This is a genomic window from Streptococcus sp. ST16, assembly GCF_046098135.1.
In the GTDB taxonomy this organism is placed as follows: Bacteria; Bacillota; Bacilli; order Lactobacillales; family Streptococcaceae; genus Streptococcus.
Window position 1 is genome coordinate 68,845 of the sequence record NZ_JBJUSE010000004.1, and the last position, 15,288, is coordinate 84,132.

The window sequence follows — 15,288 nt, forward strand, 5'->3', positions numbered from 1 at the left end:
ATTTTTTATTGTTGCAATACTTTTCGTGGTTTGGTTCCTTCAGCTGGACCGATAACACCTGCCATTTCGAGTTCTTCCATCAGGCGGGTCGCACGGTTAAATCCAACCGACAAACGACGCTGAATCATCGAAGCACTGGCTTTCTGCGTCTCGATAACCAAAGCCTTAGCTTCTTCAAAAAGCGGATCGCCACCAGCTTCACCATCTGAAAATTCTCCTTCATTTTCAGAAACCTCACCTGGGTCAAAACTCTCATCGTAGTCCGCATCCGCCTGAGCCTTGATGAAGTTTACGATGCGTTCAACATCATCATCCGAGATAAAGGATCCTTGCAGACGGACTGGGTGATTTTCATCGATTGGTTTAAAGAGCATGTCTCCTCGACCAAGCAGTTTTTCAGCGCCATTCTCATCCAAGATAGTTCGTGAATCTGTGCCTGATGAAACTGCAAAAGCCACTCGAGAAGGGACATTAGCCTTGATGAGACCAGATATGACATCAACCGATGGACGTTGCGTTGCAAGAATCATGTGAATCCCTGCAGCACGTGCCTTCTGTCCGAGACGGATGATGGCATCTTCCACTTCCTTGCTGGCCACCATCATAAGGTCAGCCAACTCATCCACAATGACAACAATCAAAGGCAGGGGTACTTGTTTGTACTCAGACTGAACATTGAATTCTTCGACCTTGGCATTATAACCAGCGATATTACGCACACCAACCTTAGCGAAGAGTTCATAACGGTTTTCCATCTCATCCACTACCTTTTGCAAAGCCTTGCTGGCCTTGCGTGGATTGGTCACAACAGGGATCAAGAGGTGAGGAATGTCGTTGTAAACAGATAACTCTACCATCTTTGGATCCACCATCATAAACTTGACCTGGTCGGGTCTTGCTTTCATCAGAATGCTAGCGATAATGCCGTTAACTGCGACTGATTTCCCTGATCCCGTCGAACCTGCAACCAGTAGGTGGGGCATCTTGGAAAGATCAAAGGTGCGAGCAGTTCCATTGACAGCCTTACCTAGAGGAATTTCGAGGAGATTTTCTGGTTTAGTCTGAGACTGTTCCCAAAGTTCTCGGAAGGAAACGGTCGCAATTTCAGAGTTAGGAACCTCAATTCCGACTAGGGATTTACCAGGTATTGGAGCCTCGATTCGAACATCCTTGGCTGCCAGAGCTAGTGCTAAGTCGTCTGCCAAGTTAGAAATACGATTAACCCGTACACCTACTGCTGGTTTGACTTCATACTTGGTAACTGATGGGCCGATTTCAGCCCGTTCCACCGTCACCTTGATACCAAAGCTGGCAAAGGTTTCTTCTAAGATTTTGATATTTTCTCGAACAATCTTCTTTTCCTTGGACTGATCTTTGGGTTTATCTGGCGCAAAGAGTTGCAAGCTTGGCAGTTTGTATTCGAGGGCTTCCTTGGCAGAAAAATCAACCTGCACCTCTTCATCCTCAAAATCTTCTTTCTCGTCTGGAACTTCAAAATCAGCCTGAGGAAGGATAATCTCGGGTTCACTCCATTCTTTTTCAGGAATTGGGGGAAAATCGTAGTCTGGTACCTCTGATAAGATTTCTCCCGTTTCAGGATCTACAGGAGGAAGCGGTAATGCATCCTGTTCTTCTTGTTCTCTCTGAATTCTGGCTGCTTCTTCAGCTTCTTGACGAGCCTTCTCTTCTTCTCTCTTGATGAAGCGTTCCTGTTTTCTCTGTTCCTGTTTTTCCATGAAGGATCTGAACTGAGCTCCAATAAAGGCTGCGACATCATAAATAGACCAAGGACTAACCAAGAGTGCCCCAACTAGAATCAAGAGAACTCCAATAAAGTACGATCCGATATTGGAGAAAAGAAAGGATATGGGGATATAGAGTCCAACACCAAGCAAGCCTCCACCGGCGAAGCTAGTCACCCGCATACCAGTCAGATCCGTCATAACTTGAGCCAAGGTCCCTTTTAGAACTGACTGCTCCAAACCAAACTTCCAGACAAGATAGGCCTCAAAAATCAAGAGCAAGCCAGCGAAGATACAGAGAAATCCTGACAGAAGCCCCTCTTGCTTGCGTATCCATTTAAAAAGAAAAAGATAGATGAGGAGGCCACCTATAGCCACATAAGCTAAACTTCCGACTAACAGTCGAATGAGATTGTAAAGAGTGATACCCGCAGCACCAAGCTTGAGGGCTGCAATAATCAACAATAAGGCAATTCCTAAGGAAATCAACATCCTCTGGATAGCCTGTTTTCTTTCGAGTTCTGCTTTAGACGGTCTCCGTCTTGTTTTACTTGTATTTTTGTTTGCCATGTTTCTATTATACCATATTTCAGAAACATCTAGAGAAATCAAAAAAATGACTGCATCTACTAGACACAATCATCTTTCGTTGATATTTCTGAATTTTCTATTCTATATGATTTTTCAACAACCTTGTCTCACTACTTCTTCAAAAATCTAATTGCTGATTTTCTTGCCTTCTCAATCTTTTCGATTTCCAACTTCTCTACAGCAGATGTAGGAATCCATTTTTTCCCAAATAAAACTTGAGCTGCTTCTATCATCAGAGCACAAGCCCGAAAGTCCTTTTCTTCTGGAATCGCCTCTCGAAACAAATCCTTCGTTTTCTCCATCAAGACTTCTTTTTCAACTTGATGAAAAGATAATTGCATCAAACTACTGGCAGACCAGGCACGACAAAGTGCATCTTGGTCAGCCAAGAGATGTTGCCCTAAGATTTCTATCTCACTTATTGAACCAATCCAACCTAGGGCAATGATTAGCTTTCTACGATTCGAAGCTTCTGAACTAGGTAAAAGAGAGATTAGAACGGGAAGTACTTGCTTGCAAGAAGATGCATAAAAATCTCTATGTCTTACTTTGGAAAGGATTTTCGCTAGGAAATAAACAATTAAAATGCGTTGACTCTCATCTTCCTCTTGATTGAGAGTCCCCAAAAGATAGTCTATTCCCTCCTGCCCATGCTGGTCAAAACTTCCTTCAAAATTTAGGTCAGTTCCTTCCTCCCAATCGTTGCAAATGAGTTCAAAATGAAAGGCAATTTCTGGGCTCCTACCTAAATCAGCTATAAAATGAATTCGTTTAGAATCAGGAAAATCTTCCTCCACCAAGCTGGCATAGGTTCCTTGTAACGCTTCTTTTGTAAGACTTTTGCGACCGAACTGTTCCTTTTCTAGTTTGTCGATTCCTTCTTTTCTAGAATCACTCATGACACTTATCTCCTCTAAGATATTTATAGAACTTCAGCATTCTATCATTTAAATTCTCTAAGATTTACCTCTATTATATCACTTTAAAGACCGTTCTCCCTAACTCCATCATCAAAAAATGACTGCCCACTTTCGTGTTCAGTCATTTGAGTATTTGTGATTATTTTTCTAATGGTTTACGAAGGTAACCATAAACCACACCACTTACAATTGCTCCAATCAAGACAAAGGCAAGGTAAAGGAGAGCATTTGAAGTAAGAGCGATAACGAAGATTCCTCCGTGTGGCGCCATGAGTTTGATTCCTGCAAGACCAACGAGACCACCTGCTACTGCTGATCCAAGAACGAAGCTTGGGATAGCACGAGCTGGGTCAGCTGCACCAAACGGAATCGCACCTTCAGTGATGAAGGACAAGCCCATAACGATATTTGTCAAACCAGAGTTACGTTCTTCTTTGGTGAATTTATTCTTGAAGAGGAGAGTTGCGACAAAGATTGCAAGAGGTGGAACCATTCCTCCAGCCATAACTGCTGCCATAGCTACTGAACCACCTGTTGACACTGTTGCCGCAAGAGTACCAGTACCAAAGACATAAGCCGCTTTATTAACTGGTCCACCCATATCGACAGCCATCATTCCTCCAAGAACGATACCAAGTAGGACAGCTGAACCACCTTCAAGCCCAGCAAGGAAGTTGTTCATACCAGTATTGATTGCTGCCATTGGGATATTAACAGCTAGCATGACAAATCCTGTCAAGATTGTTCCAAAAAGTGGCAAGAGAAGGATTGATTTAGCACCTTCAAGTGAACGAGGAACCTTAACGTATTTCTTGATAGCAAGAACCAAGGCACCTGCTATAAATCCACCAACAAGAGCACCTAGGAAACCAGATGAGACACCTGCAAGAGTTGAAGTTGCTTCACCACCTGCTGCATAAGGGATTTTACCAAAGGCAAAACCTTCTTTGGCAATGGCACCGGCCACAAAACCAGCAACCAAACCTGGTTTTTCAGCGATAGAGTAGGCAACATATCCTGCAAAGACTGGGAGCATCAAGCCAAAGGCAGCGCCACCAATTTTCATGAACATGGAAGCTAGTTCATGGTAGGATCCGAGATTACCAAGACTATCTTGTGGCACGCCCAAAGCTCCGTCAATCAAGAAAGCAAGGGCAATCATGATACCACCACCGATAACGAATGGCAACATTTGGGATACACCACTCATCAAGTGTTTGTAGAAAGCACCACCGAGACTTTGTTTTTCGTTAGATGCTGTTGCAGCTTTTGCTCCATTAGCAGCACGATAAACTTCAGCATCTCCTGAAAGTGCCAAATTAATCAATTCTTCTGTCTTACGGATACCGTCAGCAACTGGACGATTCACCAATGGTTTACCATCAAAACGATCCATTTCAACGGCCTTGTCTGCTGCGATGATAACTGCTTTAGCCTTGCGAATGTCTTCTGCAGTTAGTTGATTACCAACACCGCTAGCACCATTGGTTTCAACCTTGATCCCAACACCCATTTCAGCAGCCACTTTTTGAAGGGCTTCTTGAGCCATGTAAGTGTGGGCGATTCCTGTTGTACAAGCCGTAACAGCAACGATAAAGTCGCCAGAATCACTGGCAGGTGCTTGAACAGGCTCCTCAGTTTTTTCAGAAGCTTGGTTAAATAGTTCGATAACTTGATCTGCAGATGTTACTTGGCGAAGTTTGTCAGCGAAACCATCTTTCATCAAGTATTGAGACAATTCTGCCAAGGCTGCCAAATGAGTATCATTTGCACCTTCTGGAGCAGCAATCATAAAGAAGAGGTCTGTTGGCTGCCCATCCAAACTCTCATAATCAACACCCTTGTTTGACTTAGCAAAGAGAACGGTCGCTTCTTTTACAGCAGAATTTTTGCTGTGAGGCATAGCGATTCCATCACCCAATCCAGTGGAAGTTAGAGCTTCACGCGCTAAAATTCCTTCTTTAAAGGTTTCAAAATCTGTCACATAACCGTGATTTACCAAGCTATGAATCATTTCTTCGATAGCCGCTGTTTTTTCAGTTGCCTGCAAATCCAGCAACATGACATCTTTTCTCAATAGGTCTTGAATTTTCATCGTTTTTCTACCTCAACTTTTTCATATGTTTCTTTAATAAAGTCCGCTGTTGCCAAGTCATCCGAGAAGGTAGTTGCTGTGCCACAAGCCACTCCCCATTTGAAGGCTTCTATTGCATTCTTGGATTTGACAAATTCACCTGTAAATCCAGCCACCATAGAGTCACCAGCTCCAACTGAATTTTTGACTGTTCCTTTGATGGGTTTAGCGAAGTAAGCTCCCTCAGATGTTACAAGAAGGGCACCGTCCCCAGCCATAGAGATAATGACGTTTTGAGCACCTTTAGCCAGTAACTCACGAGCGTATTTCTCAATTTCATCTAAACTGTTTAATTTAACACCAAAGATAGCTCCTAGTTCGTGATTATTTGGTTTGACCAAAAGTGGCTGGTAGTCCAAACTATCAATCAAGGTCTGTCCTTCAAAGTCACAAACTACTTGCGCACCTGTCTGACGGGTCAAGGCAATCAGATCCTTGTAGATGACATTGCCTAGATTTTTAACACTCGAACCAGCAAACACAACCGTATCATCTGCAGTCAGACTAGATAAAATAGCTTTCAATTCTTCTAGCTGAGCTGGTTCCACATTTGGACCCGTTCCGTTGATTTCTGTTTCTTGGTCTGCTTTAATCTTGACATTGATGCGAGTGTCTTCTGCTACTTGGACAAAACGAGTCTCAATTTCTTCTTTTGCCAGGGTATCTGTGATAAATTTACCAGTAAAGCCTCCGATAAATCCAGTCGCAGTATTGGGAATATCCAAACGTTTCAAGACACGACTGACATTGATTCCTTTCCCACCAGCAAACTTATCATCACTGTCCATACGATTGACACTACCGACTTGAACTTGGTCCAAGCGAACGATATAGTCAATGGATGGATTGAGTGTGACTGTATAAATCATACTTCTATTACCTCCGTTTTCTCCTTAATAGCCTGCAAGAGCTCATGCCCTTGACTTGTGATAACGATAGCGCGTTTAAGTGGTGCTACCTTGGCAAAGCAAGTTTGTCCAATTTTTGACGAATCCACCAAGACATAGGTCTGTTTGGCATTTTCTATAATAGCCCGCTTAACAGCTCCCTCCTCCATATCAGGAGTTGTATAATAACCATCGTCAACACCATTCATCCCGATAAAGGCACGGTCAAAGTGTAATTGGTTAATCTGGTTAAGAGCAACGCCCCCGATGCTAGCATCTGTCGTCATCTTGACGCTACCTCCAACCATGACAGTTGGAATCTGCTTTTCAACCAGCTGAACTGCATGGTGGATGGAGTTGGTCACAACTGTAATATTCTTATTAACCAATTCCTTGATTAAAAAAGCAGTTGTTGTTCCAGCATCAATAAAGATAACATCTTGTTCCTTGATAAGAGAGACTGCTTTCTGAGCCAGTAGCTTCTTCTCTTGAAGGTTTTTGACAGATTTTTCTTGGATGGTTTCTTCTTCCTGCAAGGAGTGGGGCAATTCTGCTCCACCATGCACACGGCGAAGTTTGTTCTCCGCCTCCAACTCATCCAAATCTCTTCGAACCGTTGATTCTGATGTTTCTAATAGACTAACCAATTTTTCTAGGGAAACTACATGATGTTGATTTAACTCCTCTAAAATCAGTTGCTTCCGCTCAGTTTTTAACACCAAACCACCTCCTGTTATCGTTTACACTATTCATTCTAGCACATTCTCTATCAAAGTCAAGCATTTTTTATCATTTTCTTTCAAATTCTATCATTTTTCTTATTTCCAAAATTTTTATTGCAAGATAAGTGGCTTTATGGTAGACTATTTGAGTAAGTATTGGAAGATTACTCAAGAGGCTTAAGAGGCCGTGTTGGAAACGCGGTAGGCGTGTAACAGCGTGCGTGGGTTCGAATCCCATGTCTTCCGTAGAAAAGCAAAATTATTTTTTTAGATACAACAATGTTGTATCTTTTTTTGTATCCCTTTTTAAAAAAAGAATACCAAGGAATACCACAGGCAAAAACAAAAAACGTTGATTTAACAACGTTTTTCCAAGGTTGGTGAAAGAATAATGGAGCCGGTGGGAGTCGAACCCACGTCCAAACACCTGCCAACATATTTGTCTACAACCATAGGTTATGTATTGTTTTAACAGTTCCTCGACACATAACTCAAGCCTAGGAGCTGCGAGTCTATTAATCTCTTATCAAACCACTAGACAAGGCTTGATCGTATCTCGCTAATCATAAGACCTATCATTGAACACGAGCAATCCAAATCAGGTCACGCCTGCTGGTTTTTAGGCAGCTAAAGCGTAAGAAGTGTTATTTTTTGCAGTTATATTTAACTGAGCGTTTACGTCGCCACACGGGTTGCAAAATATGCCTCATAATGCCTGTCGAATCCGTAACGACCCCAAAAGACAATAGAACCATTATAACCTATCTTCATAAAAAATGCAAAATCAAGCCACCTCTTTAGAAAAGATACTCTTTTAAGGCTTCCGATAAGGCTTGATAACCGGCTACACTTAGATGGAGGCCATCTGTTGTATAGTCTTTTTTGAGTTGCCCTTCTGAATCTGTCAAACTATCATAAATCGGCACAAAATCTACCTGCATATAGGCGGATACTAGAGCCTCATAGGCTTGATTCCATTCTCTAATCTTTTCATTGGTTCGGATATAAACAGTCTGCTTGTATTTCTCTCCCTCATTGACTGGCAAAATGGATAGGAGCTTTATTTGTGACAACGGATAATCTCGGGCAATTGATTGGATCACTCGCTCAAGATTATCCAAGGCTTCATTTATAGGAATATCTTTTCCGATATCATTTGTCCCAATTAGGAGAACAATTTGATCCACAGCATCACCATAAAGATGGGCATCTAGATTCTCTAATAACAGTTTCGTCTGGTAGCCTCGGATGCCACGATTGACAATCGTCTTTGCAGTCCCAAACAACTCTTGCAATGGGTAGTATTCTACAATCGAATCGCCGATAAAAATTACATCTGGCTCTAGAACAGAAATTTGATTCAATCCACGATACTTGGCTTGAATTTTTTCCTGCTCTTTTAGGAGCCAATTCTCTAATAACTGTACTGCCACCTTATCCCTCTTTCTCTAACCAATTCTCTAGGACTTGATAAACGCCCGCCTGGCTGTTAGCTGGTGCCAGGGCAGTCGCAACTGCCTTGACATTATCATCTGCATTTTCCATAGCATAGGCAATTCCAGCCAGCTCTAACATTTCAATATCGTTTTCGCTATCACCAAAAGCCATGATCTGTTCCGATGTCAAATCCCAGCGCTTGAGTAATTCTTCCAATCCCCAAGCCTTGTGAACACCAGCCTGTAGGATATCAATACAACCATAACCACTGGAAACAGCTCTTACATGCCCATCAAAGAGGTCATTGATTTCCCGCAAAACAGAACTCGATCGTTCTTCACCGACGACCATGCTCATTTTAAGCACCCCACCAAAGAGGTCAGCTTGTAACTCTTCCACAAAATTCATTCGTTGATAGAGTCTTTCAATCATCTCTGGAGTCATAAATTTATCAAGGTCTGTAAAAACAGTGCCTTTCTTGACAAAACCACCATTCATACCAGTTACGACGAATTGATCTCGGCACTCTCTCCCTTTAAAATGAACTAAAGCCTTGTCAACCATAGCATCATCCCAGGTCTGAGCTTGAATCAGTTTATTGTTTTCAAAAATACGCGCCCCATTGGCAACTACTAGGATCACTCGTTCAGCCAAGTGTCCCAATAGTTCTCTCATACGATGAACTTCATTCCCCGTCGCAATGACAAAACGGATATTCTTTTGATCTAGCTGATCTAAAATCTTTTCCAAGCGGGGCAGATCTAGCTGCCCCCTCGAGTCTAGCAAGGTTCCATCCATGTCTGTTGCAATTAATTTAATCGTCATCATATCTCCTTTAGGGTGAGCACCTACCACTTCAACCCTACATGTTCATTCATTTCTTTATAGGCCGTGTCAATTCGTTCCTTGGTCGCCTCGTCCAACTGATCACGGTGGCTGCCCCCCTCAATGAAGTCCTCTAGGATATAGGTCTGATAGAGGAAGAGCGGATAGCCTTCTGGAGAGTAAGTTCCTTTGGGTGTCCGATTGACCCATGTCGGATGCGCTTTAGCAGTTTCAATCCTTGTCTTGCCATCTTTTTTCTTAATGGTCACATCCATGAGAACACCGCGCTCCGTCCACTTGGCATTTTCCTCGTCTTGCATGGTTTCAATGCGTTGATTTGAGAGGAAATTTCCCATGGAATAGATGATCAATTTTTTGTCACCATCTTTTTCAACTGTCTCAGCAGGTTCAACGACGTGTGGGTGCCCTCCAAAGATAATATCGGCTCCCCAGTCAATCATCTTGTGGTACAGTGTTTTCTGTTCTTCCGTCGGTTCTAGCTGGTACTCAATTCCCATCTGAGGCATGATGACAGTAATATCCGCTTCCTTCTCTGCACGCTCGATTTCCGCCTTCATCTTATCTTCATTCAGATCAGAAAGATAGCGATTATAGTCCTCTTGAGAGATATACTGCTCAATACCATTAAAACCGTAGGAATAGGCCAGGAGAGCTACCTTGATACCATTGACTTCCTTGATAACTAGTGGAGCTTGGTCACGGGATTCATGTGTATAGACTCCTATGGGTGTCATTCCTGCCTTTTCAATAGCTTCTGCTGTCGAAACCACTCCCTCTATCTGAGAATCCAAGATGTGATTGTGAGCCAAGTCTAGAACTTGATAGCCTGCATCTTTGATCGCATCCATGACTTCTCCAGGTGCATTAAAGAGAGGATAACCTGCCAAATAGTGATCCTTGTTCACCGTTCCTTCAAAGTCACCAAGCACTAAATCCGCTTGCTTGAGCCATGGTTTTACATATTCAAAATTTTCGTGGAAATCGTAGCTACCGTCTTCTTTCAGAGCTGTTCGATAGATAGGAATATGGTAGAGAAGGTCACCATTTGCCATGATACGGGCTGTCGTTTCATCAGACTGATCTTCCTTGGATTGACCAGACGTCCGAGCAGAATCAAGAGTTTGACCACTCGGACTTGTTCCCTTGTTACCTTGTACTGCTTGGGCCAACAAGTTCAATCCCATAGACAAGGTAACTGCAAGTAGCAACACCGTAATAAACTGAGCATTTGTCCAAGATTTATAATTCCTAAAGAAACCAATACTACTCTTCAACAATCCAAAAATAGGACCATGAGACCGTCTATCTTGTCGCTTTTCCATCTTTATTCCCCCCTTGCTTTTACTGCAAGCCTTTTCTTTTATTATATCACAGATAAAAGGGGAATACCGTTTATTATATTATTTTTTAGGAACTTCTGTGACTTTCTTTCTCGTCTATTTTGTGTTATCATGTAGAGGTAATGAAAGGAGAGAAAATGTCTGCTATAGAACGTATTACAAAAGCTGCTCACTTAATTGATATGAACGATATTATCCGCGAGGGGAATCCGACTCTTCGCGCAGTTGCTGAGGAGATCACTTTCCCACTGTCTGACCAGGAAATCATCCTTGGAGAAAAGATGATGCAATTCCTCAAAAATTCTCAGGATCCTGTTATGGCTGAAAAGATGGGACTCCGCGGTGGGGTTGGATTAGCCGCTCCTCAGTTAGATATCTCAAAACGCATTATCGCTGTTTTAGTGCCAAATATTGTGGAAGAAGGTGAAATTCCACAGGAAACCTACGACCTGCAAGCTGTTATGTACAATCCAAAAATCGTCTCTCACTCTGTTCAGGACGCCGCCCTCGGTGAAGGAGAAGGGTGCCTATCTGTCGACCGTGTAGTTCCAGGCTACGTAGTCCGCCATGCTCGCGTTACAGTTGACTACTTTGACAAGGACGGCGAAAAACACCGCATCAAGCTTAAAGGATACAACTCCATCGTTGTCCAACATGAAATTGACCACATCAACGGAATCATGTTCTACGATCGTATCAATGAGAAAGACCCATTTGCTATCAAAGATGGTTTACTGATTCTGGAATAAAGAAAATCCCGTTGCAAGACGGGGTTTTGTGTTATAATAGAGGCATGAAAACAAATGATATGGTCTATGGCGTCCACGCCGTTACAGAAGCCCTCCTTGCAGACACAGGAAATAAACTCTACCTCCAAGATGATCTCCGAGGTAAAAATGTTGAGAAAGTCAAAGAACTAGCTACTGAGAAAAGGGTCTCCATCTCTTGGACTCCCAAAAAATCCCTGTCTGAGATGACCGAAGGCGCTGTCCACCAAGGTTTTGTTCTACGAGTGTCCGAATTTGCCTATAGCGATCTGGATCACATCCTTGCAAAAACACGCCAAGAAGAAAATCCTTTGCTATTGATTCTGGACGGGTTAACTGATCCCCATAATCTAGGTTCTATCTTGCGAACAGCCGATGCGACCAATGTTTCAGGTGTCATCATTCCCAAGCACCGTGCTGTCGGAGTGACTCCTGTCGTTGCCAAAACGGCCACAGGTGCCATTGAATATGTACCGATTGCCCGAGTGACCAACCTCAGTCAAACCCTCGATAAACTCAAGGATGAAGGCTTCTGGACCTTTGGAACGGATATGAACGGTACTCCTTGCCACAAGTGGAATACAAAAGGGAAAATCGCTCTTATCATCGGAAATGAAGGAAAAGGTATCTCTAGCAACATCAAAAAACAGGTCGATGAAATGATTACCATTCCTATGAATGGACATGTTCAAAGCCTCAATGCCAGTGTTGCAGCAGCTATTCTCATGTACGAAGTTTTCCGAAATCGACTATAAAAAAGTTTCCAATCACTTGATTGGAAACTTTTTTATGATTATACTCAATGAAAATCAAAGAGCAAACTAGGAAACTAGCTGTAGACAGCTCAAAGCACTGCTTTGAGGTTGTAGATAAGACGACGAAGTCAGCTCAAAACACTGTTTTGAGGTTGTGGATAGAACTGACGAAGTCAGTACCCATACCTACGGCAAGGCGAAGCTGACGTGGTTTGAAGAGATTTTCGAAGTGTATTAACTATGTTCTGTAATAAATTTGTAAGCTTCTTGACCTGCGATAGCCCCATCCCCAACTGCTGTTGTGACTTGGCGAAGGTCTTTCTGGCGAACATCCCCAACCGCAAAGATACCGTCAACAGCAGTCTTCATGTGATTGTCTGTCACAATCCAGCCTGACTGGTCTTGGATATTCAATTCTTTAACAAAATCGCTAACAGGGTCCAAACCAACATAGATAAAGACACCACCAAAGGCTTGCTCTGTCACTTGACCCGTCTTTACATTTTCAAATACGACAGATTCTACTCGGTTTTCACCTTTAATTTCCTTGACGACAGAGTCCCAGATAAAGTTGACTTTCTCATTTGCAAAAGCACGGTCTTGCAAGACCTTTTGAGCACGAAGTTCATCTCGACGGTGAACGATAGTAACAGTCTTGGCAAAGCGAGTCAAGAAAAGAGCTTCTTCTACCGCTGAATCTCCACCACCAACTACGAGCAAATCTTGATCACGGAAGAAAGCTCCATCACAGACTGCACAGTAAGAAACGCCTCGGCTATTTAGTTCTTCTTCTCCGGGAACTCCCAAGAGACGATGTTTTGACCCAGTTGCCACGATGACAGTACGAGTTTCATAAACTTGGTCATCAGTGATTACCTTCTTATAGTCCCCCTGGTCTTCAATATTTTCAACATAGCCATAAAGATGCTCCACTCCAAGGTTTTCAAGTGGTTCAAACATTTTTTCAGCCAATTCAGGTCCACTGATGTTGGCATAACCTGGATAGTTTTCAATATCAGATGTGTTATTCATTTGCCCGCCTGGCAGACCACCTTCAATCAAAGCCACTTTCAGATTGCTACGAGCAGCATATAAGGCAGCGGTCATTCCCGCAGGTCCAGCACCGATAATAATCGTATCGTACATTTCGATTCCTTCTTTCTTGTTGTAACTATCTTTATTCTAACTCGTTCTTGCTAATCACGCAAGGATTATGCCTTGAAAACCAAGAGCAAACTCATGACGGCAAAGGATAACACCGGAACGACCAAAACTCCAATCATAATCATATCATAGAGATGAGCTTGGCGAGCTTTGGCTGCCTTGTCCACACCAGACATGGCTCTCAATCCAATCCAAATCCCCAGAAAAATCACGACAAGGATGGTCGTTAAGATCAAACTCTCGAAATATAAAGAAAACAGTTGCAGCAGCATGATCTCTCTCGTTTCTATCTTTTTTAAAGAGTAAACTCAGCTAGTCCAACTAACTGAGTTTTCCTTTTTCTATTATATCAAATATAAGTCCGTTTGTAACTAGCGAAAAATTCTTTTGTTCGTTCTTCTTTCGGATGATTGATGATTTCATCCGGTGTGCCAGACTCGATGATTTTCCCTTTATCTAGGAATAAAACCTTATCTGCCACTTGGGTTACAAAAGACATATCGTGACTGACCAAAATCATGGTCTGACCTGACTTGGCAGCGTCTGCAATAGACTTTTCTACTTCACCGACCAACTCTGGGTCAAGGGCTGAAGTGGGCTCATCCAAGAGCAAGACATCTGGTTTCATAGCAAGCGCACGCGCAAGGGCAACCCGTTGCTTTTGTCCACCTGACAAATGGCGAGGGTAATGCTGTTCACGGTCAGAAAGACCAACCTTGGCCAACTCTTCCTTAGCGATTTTTGTTGCTTCATCGTCCGATAATTTTTTAACGATAACCAAACCTTCCTTGACATTGTCAAGAGCAGTTCGGCGTTCAAACAAATTAAACTGTTGGAAAACCATAGATAACTTGCGGCGAAGGGTTAGGATCTCTTCTTGAGTGATTTTAGAAAAATCAACTTTAAAATTGTCAATCTGAATCGTTCCACTATCTGGAGTTTCAAGGTAGTTCAAACTACGAAGAAAGGTTGATTTCCCTGCTCCAGATGAACCAATCAAAGCCACTACTTCTCCCTTTTGGATATCCAAGTCCAGATGATCCAAGACAGTCTGCCCTGAAAAGGATTTACTTAAATTCGAAATCTTAATCATTAACGAAGGTCCCCTTTCACATCTGTTTGCACTGTATCAGGTGCAGAAATAGCCATTTTTCTCTCAATGAAACGACCGAGGCTCTCAATTCCGATATTGACTACCCAATAAACAAGGGCAACAGAGATGAAGCGCTCAAAGTAACGATAATCTGCTCCACCCAAAATCTGAGCCTGAGCAAAAACTTCGACAACACCCGCACTAAAGGCTAGTGAAGTTCCCTTGGTCAAACCGATAAGGGAGTTAATCAAGGTCGGTGTCGCTACCACCGCAGCATTGGGAATAATCACACGGCGATAAACTTGCGCTCGTGTCATACCCAAACTGCGTGCTGCCTCAATTTCACCTGGATTAACAGAAAGGATGGCTGCACGAATCGTTTCACTTGCATAAGCCGCCTCATTAAAAGCAAAGGCCACAATCGCAAAAAGTGCCGCTGGAATCGCATTGATATTGAAACCAGTTCCCCATTGTTGGTTGATAGCTTTCAGTGCCAAAGGAATTCCGTAGTAGGTCAACATAAGTTGAACTAGGATTGGGGTACCTTTTAAGAAGCTGACGAAAAAGGCCTGCAAGGGATATAGAATCTTAACACGATTGATCTTTACAATGGCAAAAATCAGGGCAAGTAGCAAACCAAAGAGTGCACCTCCAAGCGTCAACATCAAGGTTGTAGGCAGTTGTTGGACAATCCTTGGAATTCCATCAAAGACCGAACGCAAACTAAAGAGCTTGCCATCCGGAATGAGTTGCATCAAACTTTGGTACCAATCTGATGCTAAAAATGTTGTAACAGTCATAAAAACATCCTCTCCTGATAATGATTCATTCTATCATACTTCTGCTCGCAAGCAAATTATTTGCTACGGGCTACTCAGACCTTGTCTACC

At 42.8% G+C, this 15,288-nt stretch carries 14 protein-coding genes, 1 tRNA gene and 1 other RNA gene; 3 read left to right on the top strand and 13 right to left on the bottom strand.

All coding sequences use genetic code 11. The features are described 5' to 3' along the window. Window positions 1-5: 5 nt before the first annotated feature. From ACIY14_RS04140 to ACIY14_RS04160, 5 genes are all read right to left on the bottom strand, one after another. Window positions 6-2,312, bottom strand: coding sequence for a DNA translocase FtsK (locus tag ACIY14_RS04140; protein WP_409001628.1), 2,307 nt, complete (start codon window positions 2,310-2,312; stop codon window positions 6-8). 131 nt (window positions 2,313-2,443) lie between these two features. Further along, a complete protein-coding gene (locus tag ACIY14_RS04145) occupies window positions 2,444-3,232 on the bottom strand; it encodes a HEAT repeat domain-containing protein (protein ID WP_409001629.1) in 789 nt (262 codons plus the stop codon). A gap of 160 nt (window positions 3,233-3,392) precedes the next feature. Beyond that, on the bottom strand, window positions 3,393-5,348 hold the full coding sequence (locus ACIY14_RS04150; RefSeq protein WP_409001630.1) for a fructose-specific PTS transporter subunit EIIC: 1,956 nt from the start codon (window positions 5,346-5,348) through the stop codon (window positions 3,393-3,395). Further along, a complete protein-coding gene (pfkB, locus tag ACIY14_RS04155; RefSeq protein ID WP_409001631.1) occupies window positions 5,345-6,256 on the bottom strand; it encodes a 1-phosphofructokinase in 912 nt (303 codons plus the stop codon). Before pfkB ends, ACIY14_RS04150 begins: the two co-directional genes overlap by 4 nt. Then, window positions 6,253-6,993: a DeoR/GlpR family DNA-binding transcription regulator gene (locus ACIY14_RS04160; protein ID WP_409001632.1), complete on the bottom strand. Its 741-nt coding sequence runs from the start codon at window positions 6,991-6,993 to the stop codon at window positions 6,253-6,255. Before ACIY14_RS04160 ends, pfkB begins: the two co-directional genes overlap by 4 nt. Before the next feature lie 161 nt (window positions 6,994-7,154). Here ACIY14_RS04160 and ACIY14_RS04165 point away from each other — a divergent pair. Then, window positions 7,155-7,242, top strand: a tRNA-Ser gene (locus tag ACIY14_RS04165). Between the two features lie 143 nt (window positions 7,243-7,385). On the opposite strand, the gene ssrA is transcribed toward ACIY14_RS04165, so the two are convergent. The 4 genes from ssrA to ACIY14_RS04185 form a co-directional block, all read right to left on the bottom strand. Continuing rightward, window positions 7,386-7,733: a transfer-messenger RNA gene (gene ssrA / locus ACIY14_RS04170) on the bottom strand. Window positions 7,734-7,793: 60 nt separating this feature from the next. After that, entirely contained in the window at window positions 7,794-8,429 is a 636-nt protein-coding gene (locus ACIY14_RS04175; protein ID WP_409001633.1) for an SGNH/GDSL hydrolase family protein, read from the bottom strand. A gap of 1 nt (window position 8,430) precedes the next feature. Continuing rightward, window positions 8,431-9,258 carry a Cof-type HAD-IIB family hydrolase gene (locus ACIY14_RS04180; protein WP_409001634.1) on the bottom strand — a complete coding sequence of 276 codons (828 nt, stop codon included), beginning with the start codon at window positions 9,256-9,258 and terminating at the stop codon, window positions 8,431-8,433. A 23-nt stretch (window positions 9,259-9,281) separates the two neighbouring features. Next, on the bottom strand, window positions 9,282-10,601 hold the full coding sequence (locus tag ACIY14_RS04185) for a CapA family protein (protein WP_409001635.1): 1,320 nt from the start codon (window positions 10,599-10,601) through the stop codon (window positions 9,282-9,284). Window positions 10,602-10,756: 155 nt separating this feature from the next. On the opposite strand from ACIY14_RS04185, the gene def reads away from it, so the two are divergent. Together def and rlmB are read left to right on the top strand one after the other, a co-directional pair. Further along, window positions 10,757-11,368 (top strand): peptide deformylase, encoded by a 612-nt coding sequence (gene def / locus ACIY14_RS04190; protein WP_409001636.1) that lies wholly within the window; start codon window positions 10,757-10,759, stop codon window positions 11,366-11,368. 44 nt (window positions 11,369-11,412) lie between these two features. Beyond that, entirely contained in the window at window positions 11,413-12,141 is a 729-nt protein-coding gene (gene rlmB / locus ACIY14_RS04195; RefSeq protein ID WP_409001637.1) for a 23S rRNA (guanosine(2251)-2'-O)-methyltransferase RlmB, read from the top strand. 234 nt (window positions 12,142-12,375) lie between these two features. Here rlmB and trxB read toward each other — a convergent pair whose 3' ends face one another. The 4 genes from trxB to ACIY14_RS04215 form a co-directional block, all read right to left on the bottom strand. Further along, complete coding sequence (gene trxB, locus ACIY14_RS04200; RefSeq protein ID WP_409001638.1) at window positions 12,376-13,287, bottom strand: thioredoxin-disulfide reductase; 912 nt, start codon at window positions 13,285-13,287, stop codon at window positions 12,376-12,378. Window positions 13,288-13,352: 65 nt separating this feature from the next. Beyond that, the gene (locus ACIY14_RS04205) at window positions 13,353-13,577 is read right to left on the bottom strand and encodes a DUF4059 family protein (protein ID WP_409001639.1); all 225 of its coding nucleotides are present in this window, start codon (window positions 13,575-13,577) and stop codon (window positions 13,353-13,355) included. 77 nt (window positions 13,578-13,654) lie between these two features. Next, entirely contained in the window at window positions 13,655-14,398 is a 744-nt protein-coding gene (locus tag ACIY14_RS04210; RefSeq protein WP_409001640.1) for an amino acid ABC transporter ATP-binding protein, read from the bottom strand. Further along, the gene (locus ACIY14_RS04215; protein ID WP_000219161.1) at window positions 14,398-15,198 is read right to left on the bottom strand and encodes an amino acid ABC transporter permease; all 801 of its coding nucleotides are present in this window, start codon (window positions 15,196-15,198) and stop codon (window positions 14,398-14,400) included. The genes ACIY14_RS04210 and ACIY14_RS04215 overlap by 1 nt, the downstream gene beginning before the upstream one ends. Window positions 15,199-15,288 lie beyond the last annotated feature (90 nt).

Coding starts and splice junctions, on each gene's coding strand:
- def (WP_409001636.1), top strand. CDS start 10,757: ATGTCTGCTATAGAACGTATTACAAAAGCTGCTCACTTAATTGATATG.
- rlmB (WP_409001637.1), top strand. CDS start 11,413: ATGAAAACAAATGATATGGTCTATGGCGTCCACGCCGTTACAGAAGCC.
- ACIY14_RS04205 (WP_409001639.1), bottom strand. CDS start 13,577: ATGCTGCTGCAACTGTTTTCTTTATATTTCGAGAGTTTGATCTTAACG.
- trxB (WP_409001638.1), bottom strand. CDS start 13,287: ATGTACGATACGATTATTATCGGTGCTGGACCTGCGGGAATGACCGCT.
- ACIY14_RS04215 (WP_000219161.1), bottom strand. CDS start 15,198: ATGACTGTTACAACATTTTTAGCATCAGATTGGTACCAAAGTTTGATG.
- ACIY14_RS04210 (WP_409001640.1), bottom strand. CDS start 14,398: ATGATTAAGATTTCGAATTTAAGTAAATCCTTTTCAGGGCAGACTGTC.
- ACIY14_RS04180 (WP_409001634.1), bottom strand. CDS start 9,258: ATGACGATTAAATTAATTGCAACAGACATGGATGGAACCTTGCTAGAC.
- pfkB (WP_409001631.1), bottom strand. CDS start 6,256: ATGATTTATACAGTCACACTCAATCCATCCATTGACTATATCGTTCGC.
- ACIY14_RS04185 (WP_409001635.1), bottom strand. CDS start 10,601: ATGGAAAAGCGACAAGATAGACGGTCTCATGGTCCTATTTTTGGATTG.
- ACIY14_RS04150 (WP_409001630.1), bottom strand. CDS start 5,348: ATGAAAATTCAAGACCTATTGAGAAAAGATGTCATGTTGCTGGATTTG.
- ACIY14_RS04140 (WP_409001628.1), bottom strand. CDS start 2,312: ATGGCAAACAAAAATACAAGTAAAACAAGACGGAGACCGTCTAAAGCA.
- ACIY14_RS04145 (WP_409001629.1), bottom strand. CDS start 3,232: ATGAGTGATTCTAGAAAAGAAGGAATCGACAAACTAGAAAAGGAACAG.